This window comes from Streptococcus halotolerans, assembly GCF_001598035.1.
In the GTDB taxonomy this organism is placed as follows: domain Bacteria; phylum Bacillota; class Bacilli; order Lactobacillales; family Streptococcaceae; genus Streptococcus; species Streptococcus halotolerans.
This window is the reverse complement of the sequence record NZ_CP014835.1, coordinates 161,357-187,545: the sequence shown is the minus strand read 5'-3', so window position 1 is coordinate 187,545 and position 26,189 is coordinate 161,357. Positions and strand designations below refer to the sequence as shown.

At 38.9% G+C, this 26,189-nt stretch carries 25 protein-coding genes and 1 pseudogene; 7 read left to right on the top strand and 19 right to left on the bottom strand.

Translation table 11 applies throughout. The features are described 5' to 3' along the window. Positions 1-27: 27 nt before the first annotated feature. A complete protein-coding gene (gene birA, locus A2G56_RS00815) occupies positions 28-960 on the top strand; it encodes a bifunctional biotin--[acetyl-CoA-carboxylase] ligase/biotin operon repressor BirA (protein WP_062712301.1) in 933 nt (310 codons plus the stop codon). Here the strand turns inward: birA and A2G56_RS00810 are convergent. From A2G56_RS00810 to udk, 6 genes are all read right to left on the bottom strand, one after another. Continuing rightward, positions 941-1,138 (bottom strand): DUF3272 family protein, encoded by a 198-nt coding sequence (locus A2G56_RS00810; RefSeq protein WP_062707691.1) that lies wholly within the window; start codon positions 1,136-1,138, stop codon positions 941-943. The two genes, birA and A2G56_RS00810, sit on opposite strands and share 20 nt — an antisense overlap. Positions 1,139-1,369: 231 nt before the next feature. After that, positions 1,370-1,834, bottom strand: a complete 465-nt coding sequence (tnpA, locus tag A2G56_RS00805) for an IS200/IS605 family transposase (RefSeq protein ID WP_062707688.1) — start codon at positions 1,832-1,834, stop codon at positions 1,370-1,372. A gap of 264 nt (positions 1,835-2,098) precedes the next feature. Continuing rightward, positions 2,099-3,769: a DNA polymerase III subunit gamma/tau gene (gene dnaX, locus A2G56_RS00800; protein ID WP_062707685.1), complete on the bottom strand. Its 1,671-nt coding sequence runs from the start codon at positions 3,767-3,769 to the stop codon at positions 2,099-2,101. Further along, on the bottom strand, positions 3,769-4,266 hold the full coding sequence (locus A2G56_RS00795) for a GAF domain-containing protein (RefSeq protein WP_062712299.1): 498 nt from the start codon (positions 4,264-4,266) through the stop codon (positions 3,769-3,771). The genes dnaX and A2G56_RS00795 overlap by 1 nt, the downstream gene beginning before the upstream one ends. Positions 4,267-4,343: 77 nt before the next feature. Further along, entirely contained in the window at positions 4,344-4,619 is a 276-nt protein-coding gene (locus A2G56_RS00790) for a DUF1294 domain-containing protein (protein ID WP_062707682.1), read from the bottom strand. Positions 4,620-4,688: 69 nt separating this feature from the next. Next, the gene (gene udk, locus A2G56_RS00785; protein ID WP_062707679.1) at positions 4,689-5,318 is read right to left on the bottom strand and encodes a uridine kinase; all 630 of its coding nucleotides are present in this window, start codon (positions 5,316-5,318) and stop codon (positions 4,689-4,691) included. A gap of 93 nt (positions 5,319-5,411) precedes the next feature. On the opposite strand from udk, the gene A2G56_RS00780 reads away from it, so the two are divergent. Beyond that, positions 5,412-6,497, top strand: a complete 1,086-nt coding sequence (locus A2G56_RS00780) for a DEAD/DEAH box helicase (RefSeq protein WP_062707678.1) — start codon at positions 5,412-5,414, stop codon at positions 6,495-6,497. A 48-nt stretch (positions 6,498-6,545) separates the two neighbouring features. Here the strand turns inward: A2G56_RS00780 and A2G56_RS00775 are convergent, their stop codons facing one another. The 4 genes from A2G56_RS00775 to A2G56_RS00760 form a co-directional block, all read right to left on the bottom strand. Continuing rightward, positions 6,546-7,847 carry a polysaccharide deacetylase family protein gene (locus A2G56_RS00775; RefSeq protein ID WP_062707675.1) on the bottom strand — a complete coding sequence of 434 codons (1,302 nt, stop codon included), beginning with the start codon at positions 7,845-7,847 and terminating at the stop codon, positions 6,546-6,548. A 94-nt stretch (positions 7,848-7,941) separates the two neighbouring features. Continuing rightward, positions 7,942-9,369 (bottom strand): NADP-dependent glyceraldehyde-3-phosphate dehydrogenase, encoded by a 1,428-nt coding sequence (locus A2G56_RS00770; RefSeq protein ID WP_062707672.1) that lies wholly within the window; start codon positions 9,367-9,369, stop codon positions 7,942-7,944. Between the two features lie 150 nt (positions 9,370-9,519). Beyond that, positions 9,520-11,244 (bottom strand): phosphoenolpyruvate--protein phosphotransferase, encoded by a 1,725-nt coding sequence (gene ptsP / locus A2G56_RS00765; RefSeq protein ID WP_062707669.1) that lies wholly within the window; start codon positions 11,242-11,244, stop codon positions 9,520-9,522. Positions 11,245-11,248: 4 nt separating this feature from the next. Then, entirely contained in the window at positions 11,249-11,512 is a 264-nt protein-coding gene (locus A2G56_RS00760; RefSeq protein WP_003064009.1) for a phosphocarrier protein HPr, read from the bottom strand. Between the two features lie 391 nt (positions 11,513-11,903). On the opposite strand from A2G56_RS00760, the gene nrdH reads away from it, so the two are divergent. The 5 genes from nrdH to A2G56_RS00735 all read left to right on the top strand — a co-directional run bounded on the left by nrdH (position 11,904) and on the right by A2G56_RS00735 (position 17,063). After that, positions 11,904-12,128, top strand: a complete 225-nt coding sequence (gene nrdH / locus A2G56_RS00755) for a glutaredoxin-like protein NrdH (RefSeq protein WP_062707665.1) — start codon at positions 11,904-11,906, stop codon at positions 12,126-12,128. Positions 12,129-12,164: 36 nt separating this feature from the next. After that, the gene (locus A2G56_RS00750; protein WP_157761181.1) at positions 12,165-12,416 is read left to right on the top strand and encodes a class Ib ribonucleoside-diphosphate reductase assembly flavoprotein NrdI; all 252 of its coding nucleotides are present in this window, start codon (positions 12,165-12,167) and stop codon (positions 12,414-12,416) included. A gap of 82 nt (positions 12,417-12,498) precedes the next feature. Beyond that, positions 12,499-14,661 (top strand): class 1b ribonucleoside-diphosphate reductase subunit alpha, encoded by a 2,163-nt coding sequence (gene nrdE / locus A2G56_RS00745; RefSeq protein WP_062707657.1) that lies wholly within the window; start codon positions 12,499-12,501, stop codon positions 14,659-14,661. Positions 14,662-15,050: 389 nt separating this feature from the next. Further along, positions 15,051-16,016, top strand: a complete 966-nt coding sequence (gene nrdF, locus A2G56_RS00740; protein WP_062707654.1) for a class 1b ribonucleoside-diphosphate reductase subunit beta — start codon at positions 15,051-15,053, stop codon at positions 16,014-16,016. A gap of 144 nt (positions 16,017-16,160) precedes the next feature. Continuing rightward, a complete protein-coding gene (locus A2G56_RS00735; RefSeq protein WP_062707652.1) occupies positions 16,161-17,063 on the top strand; it encodes a cation transporter in 903 nt (300 codons plus the stop codon). 38 nt (positions 17,064-17,101) lie between these two features. Here A2G56_RS00735 and A2G56_RS00730 read toward each other — a convergent pair whose 3' ends face one another. The 9 genes and pseudogenes from A2G56_RS00730 to A2G56_RS00695 form a co-directional block, all read right to left on the bottom strand. Next, on the bottom strand, positions 17,102-17,287 hold the full coding sequence (locus A2G56_RS00730) for a hypothetical protein (RefSeq protein WP_062707649.1): 186 nt from the start codon (positions 17,285-17,287) through the stop codon (positions 17,102-17,104). 11 nt (positions 17,288-17,298) lie between these two features. Further along, entirely contained in the window at positions 17,299-18,699 is a 1,401-nt protein-coding gene (locus tag A2G56_RS00725; protein ID WP_172793798.1) for an APC family permease, read from the bottom strand. 264 nt (positions 18,700-18,963) lie between these two features. Then, positions 18,964-19,077, bottom strand: a pseudogene (locus A2G56_RS10415) (IS200/IS605 family transposase); the annotation flags it as partial. 200 nt (positions 19,078-19,277) lie between these two features. Further along, positions 19,278-21,896, bottom strand: coding sequence for an alanine--tRNA ligase (gene alaS / locus A2G56_RS00720; RefSeq protein ID WP_062707640.1), 2,619 nt, complete (start codon positions 21,894-21,896; stop codon positions 19,278-19,280). 59 nt (positions 21,897-21,955) lie between these two features. Then, complete coding sequence (locus tag A2G56_RS00715; protein ID WP_062712297.1) at positions 21,956-22,453, bottom strand: LURP-one-related/scramblase family protein; 498 nt, start codon at positions 22,451-22,453, stop codon at positions 21,956-21,958. 233 nt (positions 22,454-22,686) lie between these two features. After that, positions 22,687-23,616: a peptidylprolyl isomerase PrsA gene (gene prsA, locus A2G56_RS00710; protein ID WP_062707637.1), complete on the bottom strand. Its 930-nt coding sequence runs from the start codon at positions 23,614-23,616 to the stop codon at positions 22,687-22,689. Between the two features lie 97 nt (positions 23,617-23,713). After that, positions 23,714-24,421 (bottom strand): O-methyltransferase, encoded by a 708-nt coding sequence (locus A2G56_RS00705; protein WP_062712295.1) that lies wholly within the window; start codon positions 24,419-24,421, stop codon positions 23,714-23,716. Between the two features lie 136 nt (positions 24,422-24,557). Next, positions 24,558-25,172, bottom strand: a complete 615-nt coding sequence (locus A2G56_RS00700; RefSeq protein ID WP_062707634.1) for an HAD-IA family hydrolase — start codon at positions 25,170-25,172, stop codon at positions 24,558-24,560. A gap of 609 nt (positions 25,173-25,781) precedes the next feature. Continuing rightward, positions 25,782-26,189: a hypothetical protein gene (locus A2G56_RS00695; protein ID WP_237334423.1), complete on the bottom strand. Its 408-nt coding sequence runs from the start codon at positions 26,187-26,189 to the stop codon at positions 25,782-25,784.

Sequence of the window (26,189 nt, the reverse complement as noted above, 5' to 3'; positions counted from 1 at the left end):
AAGATTAGCATGTACTATACTAAACTTATGAAAACCTACGAAAATATTTACCAACGTTTATTAGAAGAAGATTTTATTACAGGAGAAACACTGGCTCAAGAACTCAATATCTCTAGAGCGGCTGTTTGGAAAGCTATTAAAACCTTAGAGGAAAATGGTATCCTTATCGAAGCTGTCAAAAAAAAAGGCTATCGCATCCGTTCTGGTGATTTACTTCTTTCAGACCTTATCTCTGATGCATTGAACATTCCTGTGACTTACTTAACCAGTAGTGAATCAACCCAACAAGATGCTAAAACAGCAGCTCTAAATGGCGCCCAAGCGCCTCACCTCTATCTGGCACCCAACCAAACGGCAGCTAGAGGGAGATTAGGCCGTCATTTCCATGCGGAAAAAAATGGTGGCATTTACATGACTCTCCACCTAAAACCCAATGCATCTTACGATAAACTTCCACCTTATACGGTCCTTGTAGCCTCTAGCATTGTCAAAGCCATTTCAAGATTAACTGATAAATCCCCAGATATTAAATGGGTTAATGACATTTTCTTAGATGGTAAAAAAGTAGCTGGCATCCTTTCGGAAGCTGTCACCTCTGTTGAAACAGGTCTAGTAACGGATGTTTTCATTGGCGTTGGGCTTAATTTTCACATTCTTGAATTCCCTTACGAACTGAAAGATATTGCTACCTCGCTCTTCACTGAAAATCCAAGTATCACTCGTAATGAGTTGATTTGTGAAATTTGGCGATTGTTCTTTGACATCCCAGAACGCGACCACATCAAAGTGTATAAAGAAAAATCACTTGTTTTAAACAAACAAGTGACTTATGAAAAAGACGGCCAATCAATGACAGCCAAGGTTTTAGATATCACTGACCAAGGGCATTTGGTTTTAGAAATGAATGATGGGCAAACCTTAACCTTAGCTAGTGGTGAAATCAGTCTTTCTTCTTGGTAATCTGTTCCATCAAACGTTTAGTAAAACGGGAAACCAGCTGAACGCGACGCAGATTTCTAAAAAGCATCAATCCCCAGAAAAAAGCCAGTAAATACTGACCATTGATCATGGCTTGATTAAAAAAATAAGTTTCCAGTGCACAAATTAAGGCCACTACGAAAAATTGTGAATAAGGCATAGTCCTATTATAACAAAAAGAAAAAATCTGGGCAAAAGTCTTTTCCTGTTAAAAAGCATTGGACCAAAGACACATCATTAAAGAGTATAATCATGACCACCCGTCTAACGGGTGGTTTGAACCGGGGCTATAAGCCCACATTACCAGCCAGCGCCTAAAGACGCTGGCTTTCACTTTGTTCAAGCCTCACTGCTCTTGACCCGTCGCTAGCCTCTCAAAGAGGCAGTGGTACTACTTGCCACTATCCCTAAAGGGATCTTCATACTCTTTCACACTCAACTTATCTAGTGCTATATCATGCTTCTCTTGTTCTTGAATATATTTCTTTATCGTGGCTTCATTGAGACCAACCGTACTCACGTAATATCCCTCTGCCCAAAAATGGCGGTTCCCAAATTTATATTTTAAATTGGCGTGTTTATCAAACATCATTAAGGCACTTTTACCTTTTAAGTATCCCATGAAACTTGATACACTTATTCGTGGTGGGATGCTCACTAGCATATGAACATGGTCTGGCATCAGATGTCCTTCTATAATTTCTACTCCCTTATAACTGCATAATCGGCGAAATATCTCGCCCAAACTGCTTCTATATTGATTATAAATGACTTTTCGTCTATACTTAGGGGTAAACACAATGTGATATTTACACATCCATTTTGTGTGTGATAAACTATGTGCCTTTTGTGCCATATCATTATCTCCTTTCGCTTTACAGTAGGCTTGAACACCTTTATTGTATCGCGTTTGGAGATTTTTTTGTATAACAGTCGATGCGCACCCGCATAGCGGGTGGTTTATTTGTCTCGCACCTATCGGAGCGAGACTGGGCTTAAAGCCACATAAACCATAAGAGAAGGATAACTAGCTCAGCCTATCCTTCTCTTTTTTAACTAAAAGATGACTATTTTAAACTAGCTTATCGTAAAGCACTTTCTGTAAATAAAGACTGATTCCTTAATCTTCTACTGTCGAAATTTTATCTGATAAAAAGGCAAAATCCTCTGGAATAACCGCTTGTTTTTCTTCAGTCTCTGTTGTTTCTTTAGCCGACTTCATGCGTTTGGCAAATTCTGTACGAATACTGTTGAAATCCGATTTGGGAACAGCCATAATATTAGGAGAAAAACCAGCTGCTTTACTCATGATATTTCCAAAAATATCATTTAAATCAGTGCGTTTCATTACCTGTTCTGCATTAAAGGCAGCATCAAAAGCTAAAATGGCATTTTCACTATTCGCTAAAACTGGCTCAGAACCTAGCAGTAAGGCACGATTCTGCGGTGTAATTGAATCCAAAATTTCATTCCAAGAGGTTTTCAAAGCCTCTAAATACTGGCGTGATTTTTCAGCATCTTCAACTGTCTCCTGCATGATCGTCATGATTTTTTCCCGATCCACTTTAAAGCGTGTCATGCGTTTAGCCGGTCTCGTTTCAGAAATAGCAGCTGGCTGATTAGCTTTTTCAGACAAGGCTTTTTTCAGCTGCACTATTTCATTTTTCATTTCTTTGATTTCCTGCCAAACAGTATCTGGTAGGTCGGAGTTTTTCGGTCCCTTGGCCACTTTTTCAGACAAACGAATGGTCAGCATCTCAGCGTAAATCTTAGGATGGGTTCCTTGTTTGATTTGTTGCAAACCGACAGTTACAGCATCAATCATATCAAAAATAAGTTGTGTTTCCAAAGCTAAATTAGCTTCAAAAACAGGGCTCGTGTGTGTGTTTTCACCGCCTGATTGGACAATGATAAGATCTCTTAGATATTGTAGCAAATCTGTCACAAAGCGGCTCATGCTTTTTCCTTGGTCAAAAATAATGTCCAAATGGTGTAAGGCTGCAGCTGTGTCACTGATCATCAAACTTTCGACATAGGCATCCAAACTGGATAGGCTGATTGATCCTGTGATTTCTTCGGCAATTTCTCGAGTGACACCACCCTGGTCCGTTGATAAAGAAAGTGCCTGATCTAAAATAGACAGGGCATCTCTCATCCCACCCTCAGCCCTGCGGGCAATGAGGGTTAGAGCATCCTTATCATAAGTAATCGACTCTTCTTCTAAAACAGTCGCCATATGACGACTAATCTCAGCCAACTTGATAGCCTTAAATTCAAAACGCTGAACACGTGATAAAATGGTCGCCGGAATTTTATGTAGTTCTGTTGTTGCCAGGATAAAGACCACATTTTCCGTCGGTTCTTCTAAGGTTTTTAACAATGCATTGAAGGCCCCGGTGGATAACATGTGAACCTCATCAATGATGTAAACCTTATAAGTCGCCCGACTTGAGGCATAGGTTGATTTGTCACGAATATCACGGATTTCATCAACGCCATTATTTGACGCCGCATCTATTTCAATGACATCCTCAAGACTACCTTTGGTAATATCACGGCAAATATCGCAGTGATTACATGGCTCACCATCAACTTGATTAGGACAGTTCATGGCTTTTGCGAAAATTTTAGCTGCACTGGTTTTTCCAGTTCCACGTGGACCAGAAAACAGATAGGCATGGCTAATTTTACCGGAAGCAACGGCTTTTTTTAAGGTTGTCGAAATGACCGTCTGCCCAACCATATCATCAAAGCGTTGGCTCCGGTATTTGCGATAAAGGGCTTGATACATTATTCCTCTACTCCAAACATTTGGAAATTAAAACGTGTTTTTTCAAGCAAAATAGCAACAAATTTTTCCAAGTATTCTTGATCAATGACATCATAATCACCAATAACACTAGAATCTAAGTCAAGAACACCAACTAGTTTATTCCCTTTCACCATCGGAACAACAATCTCACTCATTGCTGCAGAATCGCAAGAAATATAGTTGGCATGCTTAGTAACATCCTCAACAATAAGCGTTTCATTCGTCTTCGCTGCTTCGCCACAGACACCTTTTCCAAGTGCGATATGCACACAGGAAACATTTCCTTGGAAAGGTCCCAAGATCAACTCCTGACCATTAAACAGGTAAAATCCTGAAAAAACAGTATTAGGCAGTGTCGCTCTTATCATCGCTGAAGCATTGGAAAGATTAGCTAAAGCGTTAGTCTCATTAGCAAATAACCCACGAGCTTGGGCTAAAAGAATCTCGTAATTATCTTTTTTTGTACTCTTGTTCATAGGCATTATTATATCATATTTAACTTCTAACTTGATACTTCTACTCTAACTTTAAAGACATCCGTTTCTGTGTCTCATCACAAACTTGCTCTATAGAAATAAAGACAGAGTAAGCCAAGTGTTACTAATATACCCAACCACCATGTCCACACAAAGTACCACTTCTGTGTTTTATGATGCCATAGTCTTGCTCCAAGTAAAGCACCAAAGCCGCCAAACAATAGCGTGATCGTCAGTAAAAATCGCTCTGATAATCGCCAATTTCCCCTGACAGCTTGCTGTTTATCATATCCATAAGCTACAAAAACCATTAGATTCCAAATAAGTAAAACCGCCACCAACACGATGCCCATCTTCTCTCCCTACTAAAAAATCGGTGAACTATATTTCGTTGGCCCACCGATTTTATCACTGACGCTTGATTAATGAGATTCACTTAAAATACTTGCCACCTTAGTATTGATGAGATCAAGTGCAACTGTATTTGAAACGCCCTCAGGAATAACAATATCTGCATAACGCTTAGTTGGTTCAATAAATTGATGATACATCGGCTTAACAACACTGGTATATTGATCGATAATACTATCCAAACTACGGCCACGCTCTTCCATATCACGCTTGATACGACGGATAATACGGATATCATCATCTGTATCCACAAATAACTTGATGTCCATCAAATCTCTCAAACGCTTATCTTCTAAAACAAGAATTCCTTCCACAATAAAAACATCTTGTGGCTCTTGACGATAAGTTTTGCTGCTACGGGTATGTTGAGTGTAATCGTAAACTGGAATATCCACAGGCCGACCTTCGATGAGTTCATTTAACTGATCAATCATCAAGTCAGTATCAAAAGCAAGCGGATGGTCATAGTTAGTCTTCACACGTTCATCAAACGTTAAATGTGCTTGATCTTTGTAATAAGAATCATGCTCAATCATGGCAATTTTTTCGTCTGTAAAATTAGCTAAAATTGCTCGAGAAACACTGGTTTTTCCACCACCAGAACCACCAGTAACACCAATAATAATAGGTTTTTTACGCATTGTTCGCTCCATTTTTAACAACATTGTTAGCTATTATATCACAAATCATGCTATAATATAAAGCAAATCTACAGAAAAATAAAGGAACTTTTCATGATTAAACAACTTCCTAAAGAATGGCAAGATCAACTGACTAGTCTTGGATTTAAAGAAACAACCCCCATCCAAAATGACTTATTTACACCACTATCTGCTGGCGAAAATATTCTAGGTATTAGCCCAACAGGTACTGGTAAAACATTGGCCTATATGTGGCCTCTGCTTTTGAACCTAACACCTAAAAAGGCACAACAATTGCTGATACTCGCCCCAAATAGTGAATTAGCTGGTCAATTATTTGATGTTGCTAAAACTTGGGCCGAGCCTATCGGATTAACACCTCAGTTGCTTCTTTCAGGATCTAGTCAGAAAAGACAAATCGAACGTCTAAAAAAAGGACCAGAGATTATCATTGGAACACCTGGTCGCATCTTTGAATTGATTAAACTAAAAAAAGTGAAAATGATGAACATCAATACCATTGTTTTGGATGAATATGATGAACTGCTAAGTGAATCACAAATGCCATTTGTCACTAAAATAAGCAATCATGTGCCACGCGATCATCAGATGGTCTATCTCTCAGCCACACAAAAAATAAGCAGCGATAGTCTAGCTGAAAATACAAAAATTATCGATCTTTCCAATCAAGACAACACCACTATTAAACACTACTACATTAGTGTTGAGAAACGCGATCGTTTGGAGCTATTGCGCAAACTAAGTAATATCCCAGATTTTCGGGGACTTACGTTTTTTAATCATCTATCTGATTTAGGAGCCGTTGAAGAGCGTCTTCAGTTTATCGGTACTTCTGCCATTTCTCTCGCTAGTGATATTAACGTCAAAATGCGAAAAGTCATTTTGGAGAAATTTAAAAATCATGACCTCACTCTATTGCTGGCCACCGATCTTGTCGCTAGAGGTATTGATATTGACAACCTTGAAACCGTTATTAATTTTGATATCCCTCGTGATCGTGACACTTATACTCACAGGGCTGGACGTACTGGACGCATGGGTAAAGAAGGGCAGGTTATCTCGCTTGTTACTCACAAAGAAGATTTAAAAAAACTCAAAAGAATGGCTTCTGTCCAAGAATTACAACTCAAAAATCAGTCTTTAACCTTAAAAAAATAGCAGCTAGGCCTTTGGCCTGACTGCTATTTTTGAGTACATTTCCAATTATTAATAACCATTCAATTCACTGACTGTGACAACTTCATAGCCTTGTGATTTAAGGTATTCTAAAACTGATGGTAAGGCATCAACCGAAGTTTGATGAATGTCGTGCATCAAAATAATACCTCCAGGTTTTAACTGCTCCTGTACCTTTTTCATTATGGCAGGTGTGGAATGGCTCTGCCAGTCTAAGGTATCAACCGTCCACATAACTTCTTTCATCCCCGCAGCAGACTGAACCATGGTATTGGTTGCACCATATGGCGGACGCATTAGAGTTGGCTTTTGCTTAATAGCCTTCTCAATAGCTGCATTTGTATCATTAATTTCTTGTTTGACCGCTTCACCAGACAAAGTTGTCAAATTAGGATGAGTCCATGTATGGTTACCAATTTCATTTCCTTGATCAACCATTTTTTTCAGTAATTCTTCCTGTCCTGCTATCTTTTGACCAATAGTGAAGAAGGTCGCTTTAGCATTATATCGCTTCAAAATATCAACAACTTTGGGCGTTGTCGCTGGGTTAGGACCATCATCAAAAGTCAAAGCGACTCTCTTAAGATTTTGGCGATTTTTAGCGACGTAAGCTTGATAAGTTTTTAAGGCGTCCCCTTTAAGGTATTTTCCCTGAACAGAATCTAAAAAACGATTGATAGGTAGGCTAAGATCTTTTGTTAAGACTAACTGATCTTTTTTATAAGAAAATGGAATCTCCGACCAATCATCACTCTCAAAGGGTTTTAAAATAGTCTCTTTTCTGTCTTGCGACCACGACTTATCTTGGGCTGTGGTCTCGATTACTTTTCGAAAGGCAGCTTTATCTTTAATCAAATCATTTAGCGTAAAGGGATCTTTATAAGCCCCATCTTTAAAATAAAGTGACTTTAAGTTTGTCTTTTTTTCCTTTTTAATATCAAACCAATCAATTTTGTAAGACGATTTCTTTAATTGTAATTCAGAAACATGCTCTAAATCTGATGCCACTTTTTTAGGATAAAGTAAGTGGAGATGATTAATGTCATGATTGTCATATTGTCCTAATTGGTTCTTTTCTGGCATGAATTCTTCTAGTTTCTTCTGCACATAGCTTCCCTCACCGCCAGTATTAAAATAGATCCAAGACTCTTTATGACGCCATACTTCTTGACCATTTGAGATTGGAATCTCGCGATTAATTTCTTTTTGAAAATCTTCGACAAATGTCATGATTTTCTCTTGTCGCTGCTGAACATAAAACGATTTCCCCATAAACCATACCAATGAAAGCACAGCAGCAACAAATCCAAGTACTAGTACAATTTTCTTCATTCTTAATCTCCTTTCTTCCATTATAAAGAGTGACATTAAAAAAAACAAGAAAAATTTAAAAAGCCGCTCTAATGATTAGAACGACCTTTCGCTATTATTTGATATCAAAAACAACAGATTTTAGAGTTGTCATGGCTTCAATAGAGTATTTAACCCCTTGCGTACCCGCACCAGATTTTTTAGCTCCCAAGAATGGGAAGTTATCTGTACCACGTTGTGTTTTGTTATTGATATGCACTGTACCCACTTCAAGTTGTTCTGCAATTGAGAAAGCAAGCGGGAAGTCATTTGTAAAGACAGAAGCTTGAAGACCGTATTCAGACTTATTTGAAATGTCGATAGCTTCTTCAACAGAAGACACGCGAATAACTGGGAGGACTGGACCAAATGGCTCTTCCCAAGCCAATTTCATATCAGTTGTCACTTTATCAAAAAGAATTGGACAAATAAGATTTCCTTCACGAATGATGTCAGTCTTGGCATCAGCCCCTTTCTCAACAGCATCGTTTACAAGGCCCTCAACAAAGTCAGCAGCAGCAGTATCGATAAGCGATGTGATGTCTGCATTTTCTTCAGGACTACCAACTGTCAATTTAAGAACTTTTTCACGAATAATATCAACTAGCTGATCAGCGACACTATCCATAACCAGAACACGTTTCACTGCTGTACAACGTTGCCCCGAATAACCAAAGGCACCGTCTACGATATTTTTAGCAGCAATCTCAAGGTCAGCATCTTCAAGGACGATAGCTGAGTCTTTACCGCCGAGTTCGAGCATAATTGGGCGCATACCAGCCATTTTACCAATCCGTTCACCAACTGCTGTTGATCCTGTAAAGTTGATAAAGTTGACGGCTTCATGTTCTACAATGTAGTCACCGATAACTGAACCGCGACCTGTAATGGTACTAAAGACACCTGCTGGAATGCCAGCTTCAGCGAACACTTCAGCCAAGACAAGACCAGATATTGACCCTTGCGTTGGTGGTTTAAGGGCAACAACATTCCCTGAAATCAACGCGGGAGCAATCTTCGAACCAGCCAAATTAATAGGATAGTTAAAAGGTGAGATAGCCAGTACTAAACCAAGAGGTTCGCGACGTACCATCGCTATTTTTTTCTTACTTGCTGCATCAAAGCTACCGCCTTCTAAGACTTCACCTTGCATGCGAACACCTTCTTCAGCTGCATAACGAACAATATCAGCAGTACGAGTTACTTCACTAACCGCTGCTTTGTAACCTTTAGCAATTTCTTTCGACAGAACTTCACCGATTTTCTCTGCATCACGCTCAAGAATATCTGCTACTTTGTGGAGATAAGCTGCACGTTCCACGTATGAAAGTGCACGCCAAGCTGGTTGCGCAGCTTTTGCAGTTTCATACACATAGTCTACTTCTTCTTGACTCATAGCTGGAACAGAACCTAGTTCTTCTCCTGTTGCTGGAGCGTAAATTTTAATTTCATTGTCAGAAAGCTTCCACTCTCCATTGACAAGGTTTTTATATTGTTTAGACAAATCCTTGCCTCCTTCACACTTAGTATGTTTTCTATTTTAACACTTTATCTAGGGAATACAATTATTTGATACCTAACGTACTAGAACTTTCGTGTTTTATTGAATAGTTTAAACAAACTAAAAAGAGGTTTCCCTCTTCTTAGTCCTTAATTATAGATATTCTTTTTGAAGTTCAAGAACTTCTTCAGCAGTTGAGCATTCTGTAAGAGCACGGTGAGCATACTCTTGCATTTTAGCTGAATCAAGTGATTTCATCAGACTACGTGTCCGAAGTACTGATGTTGCTGACATTGAGAACTCATCTAGACCCATTCCGACAAGGAGTGGTACAGCCTGTTGATCACCAGCCATCTCACCACACATACCTGCCCATTTACCTTCAGCATGAGCTGCCTTGATAACATTGTTAATCAAGCGGAGGATTGATGGGTTATATGGTTGGTAGAGGTATGAAACTTGTTCATTCATACGGTCTGCTGCCATAGTGTATTGGATAAGGTCATTTGTACCAATTGAGAAGAAGTCAACTTCTTTAGCAAATTGATCAGCAAGCATAGCTGCTGCTGGGATCTCAATCATGATACCTACTTGGATATCATCTGCTACTGCTACACCTTCAGAGAGCAAGTTAGCTTTTTCTTCATCAAAGACTGCTTTTGCTGCACGGAATTCTTTCAGTAAAGCAACCATTGGGAACATGATGCGCAATTGACCATGTACAGATGCGCGAAGAAGAGCGCGGATCTGCGTACGGAACATTTGATCACCAGTTTCAGAAATTGAGATACGAAGCGCACGGAAACCAAGGAATGGGTTCATTTCGTCTGGAAGATCAAAGTAAGGAAGTTCCTTGTCACCACCAATATCCATTGTACGAACCACAACTGGCTTACCGTCCATACCTTCTAGTACAGCCTTGTATGCTTCATATTGCTCATCTTCTGTAGGGAAGTCTTGAGAATCCATGTACAAGAACTCAGTACGGTAGAGTCCTACCGCTTCGGCACCATTATCGTTAACACCTTCAACATCTTTTGGTGTACCAATATTAGCAGCTAATTCGAAATGTTTGCCATCAGCTGTGACCGTTTGCGCATTTTTAAGAAGAGCCCATTCAGCTTTCTGTGCAGCATAAGCCTTACCAGCTTCGACAAATTCGGCAATTTGATCTTGTGTTGGGTTAATAATAACCTCACCAGTAATACCATTAACAGCTAAAATATCGCCATCTTTGACAAGTTCGGTAATGTTGTTAGTTCCAAGAACAGCACCAATCTCAAGAGTACGAGCCATGATAGCTGAGTGACTTGTACGACCACCGATATTAGTTACGAAAGCTTTAACAAAACTCTTATCAAGTTGAGCGGTATCTGAAGGGGTCAAGTCATGAGCAATAACAATTGACTCTTCACTAATCGTTGCTGGGTTTGGGAGCTTCACACCAAGGAGGTGAGCCAAGACACGTTTTGCAACGTCACGAATATCAGCTGCACGCTCTTGCATGTACGGGTTATCTTCCATACCTTCAAAAAGCGTTACGAACATGTCAGTAACTTCTTTCAAACCAGCTTCTGCGTTAACTTGTTTTGCGCGAATTGTTTCTTTAATCTGACCAATCATTTCTGGGTCAGCAAGAACCATTAAATGAGCATCAAAAACGGATGCTGCTTCTTCACCAAGCGTACCTACGGCTTTTTCACGGATAACAGAAAGCTCGTCTTGAGACGCCGCTAGAGCTGCATCCAGACGAGCTTCTTCTGCATCTGTATCTGAAACTGAAACAGTCTCAAATGACAAATCCGGTTGAACCAATAAGTATGCTTTAGCAACAGCAACACCATCAGATGCTGCAATTCCTTTAAGCATTTCTGTCATTTTCTTATGCCAATCCTTCTTTTGTCATTGTTTCTTCGATTGCAGCAAGAGCGTCATCAGCATCTGCACCTTCTGCAGAAATAGTCACGTCAGCACCTTGACCAACACCAAGACTCATAACACCCATGATTGATTTAAGGTTTACTGCTTTACCTTTGTAGTCAAGAGTAATGTCTGAAGCGAATTTGCTAGCTGTTTGAACGAGCAAAGTTGCTGGACGAGCGTGAATACCTGTTTCTGCTACAATGTGAAAATCTTTAGAAGCCATGATGGTTCTCCTTTTTTCTCTTTTTAATTTTTGAGTCATCCATGATAACCCTTACAATTTCCAATTATATCATAAGCTATTTTTTTTTTCAAGATTTTATAATCTTGATTGAAAAAATTTACAAGTTGCTTTCCACCTACTTACATTATCAACCTCAAAAGACAAGGATAGCTTTTTCAAACGCTATAGAAAGAAATCATCAGCTACTTTTAGGTAACTATCGGCCAGAATACTGTCTTCGTCTGTTTTCTTCGCATTTTCAATAAAACACAATATATTGGGGTATAACAAAAATGTATAACTATATTTTGTGTTTTGTTGATAGCAATCTATTGCAATTTATATCATTTTTGGGTATGCTATTGTGGTACTTAAAAAGGAGAGTTATTAAATGAGTAATATTACTATTTTTTCAAAAAATAATTGTATGCAATGTAAAATGACTAAAAAATTCTTAGAAAAAGAAGGCGTTTCTTTCAAAGAGATCAATATTGACGAAGAACCTGAACACATCGAATATGTTAAAAGTTTAGGGTTTGCATCGGCTCCAGTCATTCAAGCTGGTGATATTGTTTTCTCTGGATTCCAGCCCGCTAAACTTAAAGAAATCATTTAGCATTAGGTTATCCCATTGAAAGTTGCTTTTCACACTTTGACTGGTCAGACGGCCAGATTCATCGACAAACTTGATATTGCCCAGGATGATAAAGTGCTCTTAACCGCACATGGGCAACCACCCCAGTGTCATGATAAATTTGTTTTAATCATCCCTACATACAATGATAACGTTGATTATGTCGAAGACTTTATTGAGGACAATTCAGCCTATCGCCACGGCATTATTAGCATTGGCAATCGAAATTTCGGTTCTGATTTTTGTCGAGAAGCTAGGGAATTATCATAAACATATCACCTACCGCTACTTTATAAATTAGAATTTAGTGGCACGTCAATTGACACTAATATAGTAAAAGGAATCTTATCAAATGAGTCTTAAAGATTTAGGAAATGTTACTTATTTCCGTTTAAATAATGAAATTAACCGTCCCGTTGATGGACAAATTCCTTTACATAAGGATAAAGAAGCTCTCGCTGCTTTCTTTGAAGAAAATGTCAAACCTAACATGATGTCCTTTTCTTCCGTTACAGAAAAGATCAATTATCTCATTGAAAACGACTACATCGAAACAGGTTTTATCCAAAAATATAGCCAAGCCTTTATCGAATCATTAGCGCAAGAATTAGAAAACGAAGGCTTCCAATTCAAGTCATTTATGGCTGCCTATAAATTCCATCAACAATACGCTCTCAAAACAAATGATGGTGAGTCATACCTTGAAAGCATGGTAGATCGTGTGATGTTTAATGCCCTCTACTTCGCTGATGGAGACGAGGAACTAGCGCGTGATTTAGCTAAAGAGATGATTAACCAACGCTACCAGCCTGCTACACCTTCTTTCCTCAATGCTGGACGTAGCCGACGTGGTGAGTTGGTATCTTGTTTCTTGATTCAAGTTACTGACGATATGAACTCAATCGGTCGTTCCATCAACTCAGCTCTCCAACTGTCACGTATCGGTGGCGGTGTTGGCATTTCTCTTTCCAACCTTCGTGAAGCTGGTGCACCTATCAAAGGCTTTGCCGGAGCTGCTTCTGGCGTTGTTCCAGTGATGAAATTATTTGAAGATAGTTTCTCATATTCTAATCAATTAGGACAACGTCAAGGTGCCGGTGTGGTTTATCTCAATGTTTTCCACCCAGATATCATTGCTTTTCTTTCTACTAAGAAAGAAAACGCTGATGAAAAAGTACGTGTTAAAACCCTCTCACTTGGCGTAACAGTTCCTGATAAATTCTACGAATTGGCTCGCAAAAATGAAGACATGTACCTCTTTAGCCCATATAGTGTCGAAAAAGAATACGGCATCCCTTTCAACTACATCGATATCACTGAAAAATACGATGAACTGGTAGCCAATCCCAATATAGAGAAAACAAAAATAAAAGCTCGTGATTTAGAAACAGAGATTTCCAAATTGCAACAAGAGTCTGGTTATCCCTATATTGTTAATGTTGACACTGCCAATCGTTCTAATCCTATCGATGGTAAAATCATCATGTCAAACTTGTGTTCAGAGATTCTTCAAGTGCAAAGACCAAGTCTCATCGATGACGGGCAAAATTACCTTTCAATGGGAACTGATATCTCATGTAACCTTGGCTCAACCAACGTCGTTAACATGATGACTTCGCCTGATTTTGGTCGCTCTATCAAGGCCATGACGCGTGCACTAACCTTTGTTACCGATTCGTCAAATATCGAGGCTGTCCCGTCTATTAAAAATGGTAATGATCAAGCCCATACTTTTGGACTGGGAGCGATGGGACTTCACTCTTTCCTTGCTCAGAAACACATTGAATATGGAAGCCCAGAGTCAATCGAGTTCACTGATATTTACTTTATGTTACTCAACTACTGGACACTGGTCGCATCCAATGAAATTGCGCGTGAACGCCAAACCAGTTTTGTTGGATTTGACAAGTCAAAATACGCTGATGGTAGCTATTTTGACAAGTATGTGACTGGCCAGTTTGTACCGAAATCAGATTTGGTTAAAGAGCTCTTCAAAGACCACTTCATTCCTCAAGCTGAAGATTGGGAAGCTCTTCGTCAGGCAGTTATGGCAGATGGGCTTTACCACCAAAACCGCTTAGCTGTTGCTCCTAACGGTTCTATCTCTTACATCAATGATGTCTCTGCTTCGATCCATCCTATTACGCAACGCGTTGAAGAACGCCAAGAGAAGAAAATTGGAAAAATCTATTACCCAGCTGCAGGACTTTCAACAGACACTATTCCCTACTACAAATCAGCCTATGATATGAATATGCGTAAAGTTATCGATGTTTATGCTGCTGCTACTGAGCACGTTGATCAAGGCTTGTCATTGACACTCTTCATGCGAAGCGACATTCCAATTGGTCTCTATGAATGGAAAGGTAGCGACACTAAACAAACAACACGTGATTTATCCATCCTACGTAACTACGCCTTCAACAAAGGCATTAAATCCATCTATTATGTTCGTACCTACACAGATGATGGCGATGAAGTTGGTGCTAACCAATGTGAAAGCTGCGTGATTTAAGGATATACCTATTATTAAAGCACAAGAGAACAATACCCATCATTATGGATTATCTCTTTCTGCAACCAAGTCTTTTCTAGCTAATGGATAGAAGGGATTTCATCTTGGTATAACCTATCTTAGTAGTTTCTGCTAGTAACTCATCAAATGATATGCCAATAATAGGATCAAAAGGTCAATGCCTTACCGTCTTAACAAGTCCTTGATATCGAATGACTCTTTTCGTCATTTAGGACAATGAGCCATATTACTAACCTATATCTTTGAAGCCTATCTAGCATTACCGCCACTCTATCCGACATTCAGCCAGCTTATTTTGAAGTTGGCTGCTTGTTTATGTTAAACTATAAGCGTAAGTTTTTTACTATTTCTGTTTTTAAGGAGTCTCCATGTCACATTTTACTTATTATGAAGCGATCAACTGGAATGAAATCGAAGATGTTATCGATAAGTCTACTTGGGAGAAGTTAACGGAACAATTCTGGCTCGATACCCGCATTCCTTTGTCTAATGACTTAGACGATTGGCGTAAACTTTCTGCCGAAGAAAAAGATCTTGTCGGTAAAGTTTTTGGTGGTCTAACGCTTCTTGACACCCTTCAATCTGAAACCGGCGTCGAAGCTATTCGTGCAGATGTTCGCACGCCTCACGAAGAAGCTGTCCTCAATAATATCCAGTTTATGGAATCTGTCCATGCGAAATCTTATTCTTCGATCTTTTCGACTTTAAATACTAAAAAAGAGATTGAAGATATCTTTGAATGGACCAATACCAATCCTTATCTCCAACGTAAAGCTGAAATTATCAATGAAATCTACAAGAATGGTGATGCTCTTCAGAAAAAAGTAGCTTCTACCTTCCTAGAAACCTTCTTATTCTACTCTGGTTTCTTCACCCCACTTTATTATCTTGGTAATAATAAACTAGCTAACGTCGCTGAAATTATTAAATTAATTATCCGTGATGAATCTGTTCATGGAACTTATATTGGGTATAAATTCCAATTAGGTTTCAACGAATTACCAGAAGACAAACAAGAAGAATTTCGCGAATGGATGTACGATTTACTATACAGCCTCTATGAGAACGAGGAATTATACACCCAAACACTTTATGACAATGTTGGCTGGACTGAGGAAGTGATGACCTTCCTTCGCTATAACGCTAACAAGGCCCTCATGAACTTAGGTCAAGATCCCCTCTTCCCAGATACTGCAAATGACGTCAACCCCATCGTTATGAACGGTATTTCAACCGGAACTTCTAACCATGACTTCTTTAGTCAGGTTGGTAATGGTTATCTCCTTGGTAGCGTTGAAGCTATGCAAGATGATGATTATAATATGGGACTTTAACAATCTTCTCTATTTCAGCTAGAAACCAAGCTTCCGGGCTTGGTTTTTTTGAATCTAATAACTATCTGACGATTTCATTTGCATTTGAAGCAACTTCTAAAAATTGTTATACTAAAACTAAGACATTCTTTTCAAGGAGCAACTATGACTCAAAAACAAGTTGAGAGGCAATCACTTATTGTATCTACAATCGGAAATTTTATTATTGGACTTTCTGGACTTATTATCTATATTGTAACTGATTTAAATGCTCTTCTTTTAGACGGTGTTTTCTCCTTAATTGCATTTATATCAACTTTGGCTGCCGTTTTTATTTCTAGTAATAGTCACCGTAAAACGACAACTTTCCCAAATGGAATGTATTTCTTAGAACCACTATACGGTATTTTAAAATCTATCGCTACCTTTATGTTGCTGATTATCACTCTGCTAGAAACCAGTGCTGCAGCTTATGCTTATTTTATCCACGGAAAAGGGGATGTGGTTGAGACAAATCTGGTTCTTCCTTACACGATTACAATGGTTATTCTTTGCTTTGGTTTAGGATTTTATAATCGTCAGAAAAATCATCAAATCAATAATTTGTCTACTATTATTGCAGCAGAAAGTAAAGGTAATTTTATCGATGGTCTTATATCTGCGGGTGTCGGTATCGCCATTTTACTTCTTACGGTCATCCCGATAGAAAGCAAACTTGGCTTTCTCCACTATACAGCAGATTTTTTCATCACCCTAATTCTGGTTATTTTTTCCTATAAAGAACCCTTAGCTGTTTTAACGGATTCTTTTAAAGAATTCACACAATCACCAATACGAAATAAGCAAATTGTGCCTCTGATCCATGATATTTTCCAGACACATTTTAATAAGCAATATCACGGCCTGGATATCTCTATTTATAAACAAGGGACTCATATCAATATTCGCGTGCACATCATTGACCCAACTGATTTAAATCTCATCTCACATTCTGTAAATCTCAAACCACTGATCCTCGAAGATTTGCAACATTCTTTTGAATTCGTAACGATCGAATTTGCCTTTTAGACATGAAAAAACCAAGTAGAGAGCATAACTCTACTTGGTTATTTTGTTTTTCTAAGTTCCAATAAGGTTTTGATAATACTAACAAAGACGATCATTAAAATGCCATTTAGAATATTTTTACTGAGACTAGCACCATTTTGAAAAGCGATTATAGACATCACCAGATGGGCAATGGTAGCCACTGACATAAAAATAATGGAAACGATAGTCATTTTTTTAACCATATGGATACCTCTTATTTGTCATTGTTAATTGTCGAATGTTTGTAACCATAACCGAAATAGATCAAGGCTCCTATAACCAATGATATCAAGAAAGCGATCCATGTCACTACTTGATATTGACTCATAAAGACTAAACAAATCACAATTCCCAAAATGGGTAAGATGGGAACAAATGGCATCTTGAATTCGCCAGCTTTCGGTAACCCTTGTTGCTTACGTAAGACGATAATAGCAATAGCTAAAAGCATCATATAAGCAAGCGTTGTAATATTAACAAATTCTGCTAAACTGGCTAATGGCACCATACCGGCAAATACCATAGCTCCTAGACCGGTTACTAAGGTTGCATTTCGTGGTATACGTGATGTCTTAGTCACTTGACTCAATGCTTTTGGAAGTAAACCATCTCGACTGATACTGTAAATGGTCCGTGACAAGGCAAATGTCATTGAAATACAGACAGTAATCAAGGTTAAGATAGCAACAACCGATACATAATTACCAGCCCATGTCAATCCTACCGAGCGAAGCGCATATGCTACTGCATCAGGTACATTAAGTTTTGTGTAATGCACCATACCTGTTAGAATCAAAGTAACCACCATATAGATAGCTGTCACAATGATCAAAGATAAGGTGATTCCTTTGGGGACTTTTTGCTGTGGGTCATGAACTTCATCGACTGCCATAGAAATGGACTCGAAGCCAAGAAAGGCAAAGAACATGATGGAAGCACCTGCCATTATCCCTGATTGCCCTCCAACAGGGTTTCCCCAACCAAATGGTGAGAAAGGCGTCCAGTTTTCAGGTTTTAGAAAGAATAATCCTAAAAGAATAAAAAGTGCCAAGGCTGAAAATTTGAGAACAACCAAAGCGCTATTAAATCGCATCGCTTTTTTAGAATCCATGAGGACAATGGCTGTCACAAAAAACATGACTAAAACTGGCAAAAGGTCGATATACTGACCCTTACCAGGATTAAACGTACCATTTATAGCAGCAGGTAACTGGATGCCGTAATTAGCTAGCAAACCTTTCAAATAAGAACTCCAGCCTGAGGCGACACTAGAGACTGCAAAAAGAAATTCCATGATAATCATCCAGCCAGCTATCCAAGCTGGAAACTCGCCTAAGGTAGCATAAATATAGGAATAGGCGCCACCATTTGCAGGAATACGTGAGGCAAACTCAGCGTAAAAGAGAGCGAAAATTCCGACAGCAATGGCTGATAAGGCAATTGAAACAATCAGAGCTGGTCCAGCGTATTGTGCTGCACCAATCCCTGTAATAGTGAAAATACCAGTCCCCACCATTGAACCAAGTCCTAAAAAGACAAGATCAATAACTTTTAGATGACGCTTCATTTCAGTCTTATCAAGACTGGTATTTTTTTGACGAAAAATAGTCACTATTTTCCCCTTTGTGAATAAAAATTTATGGTTTTCAAAAGAAAACTCAACCTAACTATTTTATCATAAAATTCATCGAAATCGTAGAAATATGAAAAAAACAACATCAAACGCATGAAAAATTGCACCTATCCTAATTTTTGATAAGTGTAATTTTTTAAACAATTTCATAACTTTTTTGAAAAAAATATTAAATTTTCTCTCGTTAACAGCCTAATTATACCCAATTTTTTCTAAGTGCTAACACTAATAGTTGAAAACACACGACAAACTACTTCTATATTGTTTATAGATGATTTTTCGTCTATACTTAGGGATAAACACAATGTAATATTTACACATCCATTTTGTGTGCGATAAACTATGTGCCTTTTGTGCCATATTAGTATCTCCTTTCGCTTTACAGTAGGCTTGAACACCTTTATTGTAGCGTTTTTGGAGATTTTTTGTATAACATTCAAGCACACCCGCATAGCGGGGTTGATTTGTCTCGTACCTAGCGGAGCGAGACGGGGCTTAAAGCCTCATAACCAAAAAATCAACCAGCCTAGCTGATTGATTTTTGTGATATGACGATTGTTTTAGAATTGCTCTGGCACTGCTGCTAATAAGTCAGCCATCTTAGAAGCATCTGATCCTCCAGCCATAGCCATGTCTGGTTTACCACCACCGCGACCTGATACGATTGGCGCAAGGGCTTTAATAGTATTACCTGCATGAACTGCTTTAGCTTTGCTGGCCACAAGAACATTGACCTTCTCACCAATGCTTGCTGCGAGGACAAGAACATCAGAGTAATCTTTTTGTTTCCAGTTATCAGCGAAGGTACGAAGGGCACCTGCATCTGCCACTTCAACTTGTGTAGCAATGTAGCGCACACCATTGGCTTCTTTGACATCTTTAAAGACATCGCCTGCTTGTGCCGCAGCTGCTTTTTCTTTGAGTTCTGCATTTTCTTTTTGAAGATCACGCAATTGCTCGTTAAGGCTATTGACCTTATTTGGAACTTCCTTCAATTGTGGTACTTTAAGGGCTCTTGCAATCGTTTTTAGAGCATCTTCTTGAGCGCGGAAAGCTTGAAAAGCTTCTTTACCAGTAACCGCTAGAATACGGCGAGTACCTGATCCGATTCCTTCTTCTTTGACAATCTTGAAGAGTCCAATTTCAGAAGTATTTGATACATGGGTACCACCACAAAGTTCCACAGAATAATCACCAATAGTGACAACACGAACAACCTTACCGTATTTTTCACCAAAGAGAGCCATAGCTCCCATTTCTTTGGCAGTTTCCACATCTGTTTCAACCGTTTTAACAGCAATGGCATTCCAGATTTGTTCATTGACCTCTGTTTCAATTTGACGGAGTTCCTCTACTGTCACAGCCTCGAAATGTGTGAAGTCAAAACGAAGGAAACCTTCTTCATTCAAAGAACCAGCCTGAGTAGCGTGCTCACCGATAACATGATGCAGCGCAGCATGTAGTAAGTGTGTTGCCGTGTGGTTTTTCTCTACTGAGAAACGACGCTCTTTATCGATTTCAAGTGAATAACTGGTCCCAATAGAAAGGCTTGCTAAAACATCAACCGTGTGAAGCGCTTGGCCATTTGGTGCTTTTTGAACATCAGTCACCTTGGCAACAATGTCCCCTTTATCGTTTTTGATGACACCACGATCAGCTACTTGTCCACCCATTTCAGCATAGAATGGTGTTTTCTCGAAAACAAGAAGTGCTTGACCTTCAGAAACGACTTCCGAACGTTCATTATCCACAATGATAACAGAAAGATTTGATTCCAAGTTATCAGCGTCGTAAACAAATTCAGATGGTTCCGTGATACCAGCAAGGGTTTCATTTTGCATCCCCATTGAGCCGCCCTTAACAACAGCCGCACGCGCACGATCTTGTTGCTCTTTCATAGCTGCTTTAAAGCCCTCATGGTCAATTTTGTAACCAGCATCTTCTGCTAATTCTTCTGTTAATTCGACTGGGAAGCCATAAGTATCGTATAGTTTAAAGATATTTTTACCGTCAAGCGTGTCCTTACCAGCAGCTTTAAGTCCTGATAAGAGGTCCTCTAGGTGGCCTGTACCAGCATCAATGGTACGAGCAAATGTTTCCTCTTCACGTTTGACAATTTTTTCAATAAAGTCACGTTTTTCAAGAACTTCTGGATAATAACTCTCCATGATATGACCTACCGTTGCCACAAGCTTGTAAAGGAAAGCCTCAGTAATCCCCAAATGACGACCGTGCATTACTGCGCGACGAAGCAGGCGACGAAGAACGTAGCCACGACCTTCATTACCAGGAAGCGCCCCGTCACCAATCGCAAACGAAAGGGCGCGAATATGGTCAGCAATGACCTTGAAACTCATGTTGTCGCCATCTGGATCATAAGTCTTACCAGACAATTTCTCCACTTCACTGATAATTGGCATAAAGAGGTCTGTTTCAAAGTTTGTTTTGGCTCCTTGGAAAATAGCTGCCAGACGCTCTAGACCTGCACCCGTATCAATGTTTTTACTTGGTAATTCTTTGTACTCAGAACGTGGGATTTCAGGATCTGCATTAAATTGTGATAAGACAATATTCCAGATTTCGATATAACGATCATTTTCCAAATCTTCTTCAAGCAGACGGATGCCGATATTTTCAGGATCAAAGGCTTCTCCGCGATCAAAGAAAATCTCAGTATCAGGTCCAGATGGGCCGCTACCGATTTCCCAGAAGTTTTCTTCTAAAGGAACAAGATGGTCAGGTTCTACCCCTAAGGCAATCCAACGATTGTAGGTGTCCTTATCTTCAGGATAATAAGTGATGTAGAGTTTTTCTTTTGGAAAAGCAAACCATTCAGGACTGGTTAGGAGTTCAAATCCCCACTCAATCGCTTCATCACGGAAATAATCCCCAATTGAGAAGTTACCAAGCATCTCAAACATGGTATGATGGCGAGCCGTTTTACCAACATTTTCAATGTCATTGGTTCGAATTGATTTTTGAGCATTGGTAATACGTGGATTTTCAGGAATAACTGACCCGTCAAAATATTTTTTGAGAGTTGCGACACCTGAGTTAATCCACAACAATGTTGGATCATTAACAGGAACCAAGTTGGCAGAGGGTTCAACAGAGTGACCCTTTGATTTCCAAAAATCAAGCCACATTTGGCGAATTTCTGCTGATGATAAAGATTTCATTACTATCTCCTTTTTTGTGTACGCTTCTGAGCGGTTTTATTGTCACCCACCGAGTTTCATTAAACAGAACTTGATGAGGCTTGTGCGGCTTCTTGCTCTTTGACATAATCAATAGCTATAACCAGGGAAATGACCAAGTCACTATAAGTTTCATCGTAGACTTCGACGATATAAGTAGAGGTCAAGTGCCATAACTCTTTCTTAATGTTAGCAATCTGATGCCCATCTTTTTGCAAATTAAACGATAAATCCCAAACATCTCCTTTAACCTCGATTCCCAGACCTTCAATCTGATACCGAGATTTGAAAAAAGTGAAAGCTTTCTTGATAACAAAGTGATTCCCGTCTGCTAATTTCACATCAAATCGGGGTAAGAAACTGAGGAATTTCTTTTCAATTCGACTGACTTCTCGTCCCTCGATATCTGATATCGTAAACGTTTTGGGAAATTTTAAAAATGATCCTTCGACCTGATAGGTTGGTATGCCTAAGTCATCAGCAATCGTGAATTTACCACCTAGAGATAACATTTTTTGCTTAACGTGAAAGGTCTTCATAGGCTTTCCTCCAAAATAAGACAAGTCCACCAAACGAAGGGCGAAAACCGCGGTACCACCTTCATTCAATGAACTTGTCATTCTCTTTATTATGTCAAATTGTTAACGAGTAAGTAGCAAATCTTTTAAGCCTCGCTGATTCGCAACAACCATCAGCTTTCTGAAGAAGACCTCTAAAAGATTATTCTTACTGTCTACATTATAATCATTTTTCTTCTTTTGGTCAAGACAGACTATTTTGAGGAACTTGACGGTGTGCTTGAGTTCGTTGCCGTATATTGTGACAAGATATTGCTAAAGCTCTTGTCTTTGATTTTGACATTGGCTTTTTCAAGCGCTTTGCCGATCACTTGGTTTTGGAAACTTGCGTCTGATTTTTTATCATTGATAATGGTTTCTGTCAAACGTTTCTTGTAAGTTTTCCAATCTGGATTTTTAGCCTCTTTTTTGTTTGTTTTAACAATATAGTAGTCTGGCTTATAAGTCTTTGTATCAACCACTTTGACCACTTCTGACACTTCGCCTTCTTGAAGTTTGAAGGCTGCCTCTTTAACTTCTTTCGGCAAGGTTGTATCTGATGAATCAAACTTATAGTCTACTTTATCAGACTTAGTATTCTCCTTAGCAATCTTGCCAAAGTCAGCTCCTTCAGCTTTAGCTTTCTCAAGCGTTTCTTTAGCCTTTTCTTCAGTGTCTAATTTAATGACTTGTGCTGTGGTTTCTGGGGTATAGTTTTGATAAGCTTTTTGATAATTACTATCTGTCAATTCCTTTTTAGCAGCTTTTTCAACAGCAAAGTCAATCATTTTTTTAATACGAATTTGTTGTTTATAAGTTTTTTCCGTCATACCAGCTGAAGTTAGAGCAGCTGCAAAGTTTGAACCATAAGCATCAACTTGCTCGTTATAGGCCTTAGTGACTTCTTTATCACTAATTTTGTCACCATACTGTTTCTCAAAAACACGATCCAATACCAAGGTAAGCATCGCTTGTTTTCCTGCCGTTGTTTCTTTAGCTTGATTGTAAAAGTCTGATACAGTAAGGGTATCACCTTTCATCGTAACAAGATTGTCCTTTGGACTTGTTTCTTGAGAACAAGCAGCTAGGGTTAATACTGACATCAAGGTAACAACACCTGTCAACAATTTGGTTTGTTTTTTCATTTCGTGGAACTCCTTCAAAAAGGGAGTTAATCACTGCTGGATTACTCCCACTTTCATTAACGCTATCCATTATAGCATAAGTTAGCTTAAATGTGGCTTAATCTGAGAGGATAACGTCATCCTCATCTTTTCTCAACAACAATAACCCATCACTCATTGGAATAAGACTTGCAGTTAGTCCTGGATGTTTTAGGGTGCTATCAAAAAGTCGATGTAAGCCTCGATAAATGGTTCTCTGCCCACGTCGCACCTCTTCTATCGGCTTGGCAATATCTCCTCCTTGGAAAATATCGTCAAAGACAATAAGGCCACCTTTTTTCACATGTTTAAGAATTTCCGGTAAGAATACAATATATTTAGATTTAGCTGAATCCATGAAGACAAAATCATACTCTTGATCCAAGCCCTTGATCAAATCTACTGCATCCCCTTCTAAAAGCCTAATTTGTTTGCGACTGTCATACTGATCAAAATTTTCTTTAGCTAATCCAATCATCTCAGGGTTACGATCAATCGTTGTGATTTGAGATTCTGGTGCAAACTCTGCCATCAAAAGAGCTGAAAAACCTATTGCTGTCCCAATCTCTAAGATATGTTTAGGAGCCAAAGTTTTCATTAATAGACGAAAATAAGCTACTACCTCATGCTGAATAATAGGAATATTATGCTCATGGGCAAACGCTTCAATCTCTGCTAAATGACCTTGGTTTTCTAATAAGTGTGTTCGCATATAATCCACAATTTCTTCCTTAACAACAGGACGTCTCATATTGTGGTTTGCGTTTTGTGAATAACTTTCTACCATAGGCATAGTATATTTTATGACCAGACAAATGTCAAGAAGGCTATACAAGCATGTTTGTAACAGAAAGACTCACGATACTGGATTGTTCGTATCTGTTGATAAAGTCAGTTGCACCGTTTCCAAAACAAAATGGTCGTTAATCGATAATCTCAAAAATATCGGTCAATTTTGTTATCTTATGATTAAACGTATTGTCTACTTGCGTCAAATTAATGGACTTAATACCTGACTGAAATGCTAAATCCATATCAATACTTCTATCGCCTATATAGACCGTTGAGGCTCTAGCTAAGTGGTATTTTTCCACAAGGTAATCCACTGCTTGAGAATGCGGTTTTCGTTTAAAACCATCGGCTGAGGTTATGATTTCTCTAAAATAGTCAGAGATACCCAATTTTTTCAAAACTGATTCGGTAGTCGCCCCCTTGTGCGTGTAGATCATATTTTGAATCCCTTGCTTTCTTGTCCATTCTAAAACCTCTCTGGCTCCTGGCATTAAGACAATACGATCATCACGCGCCGCCTGTTCCATCGATTGCTTTTTCTTCAACCGTTCGAATGGAATATGATAAACTCTCTCCAGCTCTAACAATAAGTCACCTGTCGATTTCTCTAAAATATACTTTTCCACAGCGCCAGCATCAAATGGAATCTGAAAGGCCTGATAGGTCATCTTCAGTGATTCCAGAATAGCTGGATAAGAATCTACCAAAGTGCCATCAAAGTCCCATATAAAAGTTGTTCTAGCCATCTTGCTTCTCCGAATCTACCTGATAAAAGACAGGTTGAGCTACTATATATTGATTCCTACAATCCTTCAAATGTGATGAACTATTCCAATATTCACCAGCTTGTTCAATTGTCTTTCAATTCTTCTGATTACACCCCATCGTAACCTTCAAATCCTGTGAAATCCCACGTTCTCAGTACAGCACACTATAACAACGTCGTCACAAGGTCTCTTTGACTGTGTTTCAAAAAAGTAATACAGCCAATACATTGTCTTACTCTCTTACTCTTACGACATCAACTGCATCCATTTTCTAGCCAGAAAAAATCATGATTATTGACTCGTCCTGACCAAAACCTTAGATATTTTTGAGGATTAACCAACTAGTCTTGTCTGTATAATTTTCTAAGACTTTAGACAAAGCCTACCTAAATTAATGACTTTCCCGGCAATAGTAGCTCAATTCACTTTATGAATTTATGCTATTAGTAGCTTTTGAAGGTTTCTCTATTTGACATCACATCTGTGCCAATTATCTCTAGGTTCCTTAGTTATTTCCAAAATAAGGCTGCACTTCAAACGCGGCATCATCAAGAAACCAGATCAATTGGGTTTGATCTGGTCCATCTGTTAGGATTCTTTGAAAAATCGATATATTTTGATTGCAGAATCTTGCTTAACCTTCATGTCAATGGTTTCTTGACGTCCAGTCTCAGACTCTAAAATCAAAGACATCTGATGGACTTCTCTACCTTTTCTTCTTTTTTCTAACCAGTCGCCTACGATGGCTCCTTTTAGGCGATCTCTACCCAAGGCGGCATAAACACCAGCACCAGCTACGGCTCCTCTTGACACACCAGGTCCCGAATAAGGCAACGGCGGATTGAAAGCGAGTTTTGTTACCCTAAGCATATCTTCAGGATTTTCTTTAAGGTAAAAACGATCTCTTTTCTTTTTTAAAATGGTTATTGGCTTATCTTGTTTTTTCAAAACCATAGATTGGTCTTTGAACAGCTTGCTAATCATCGATTGAAGCAT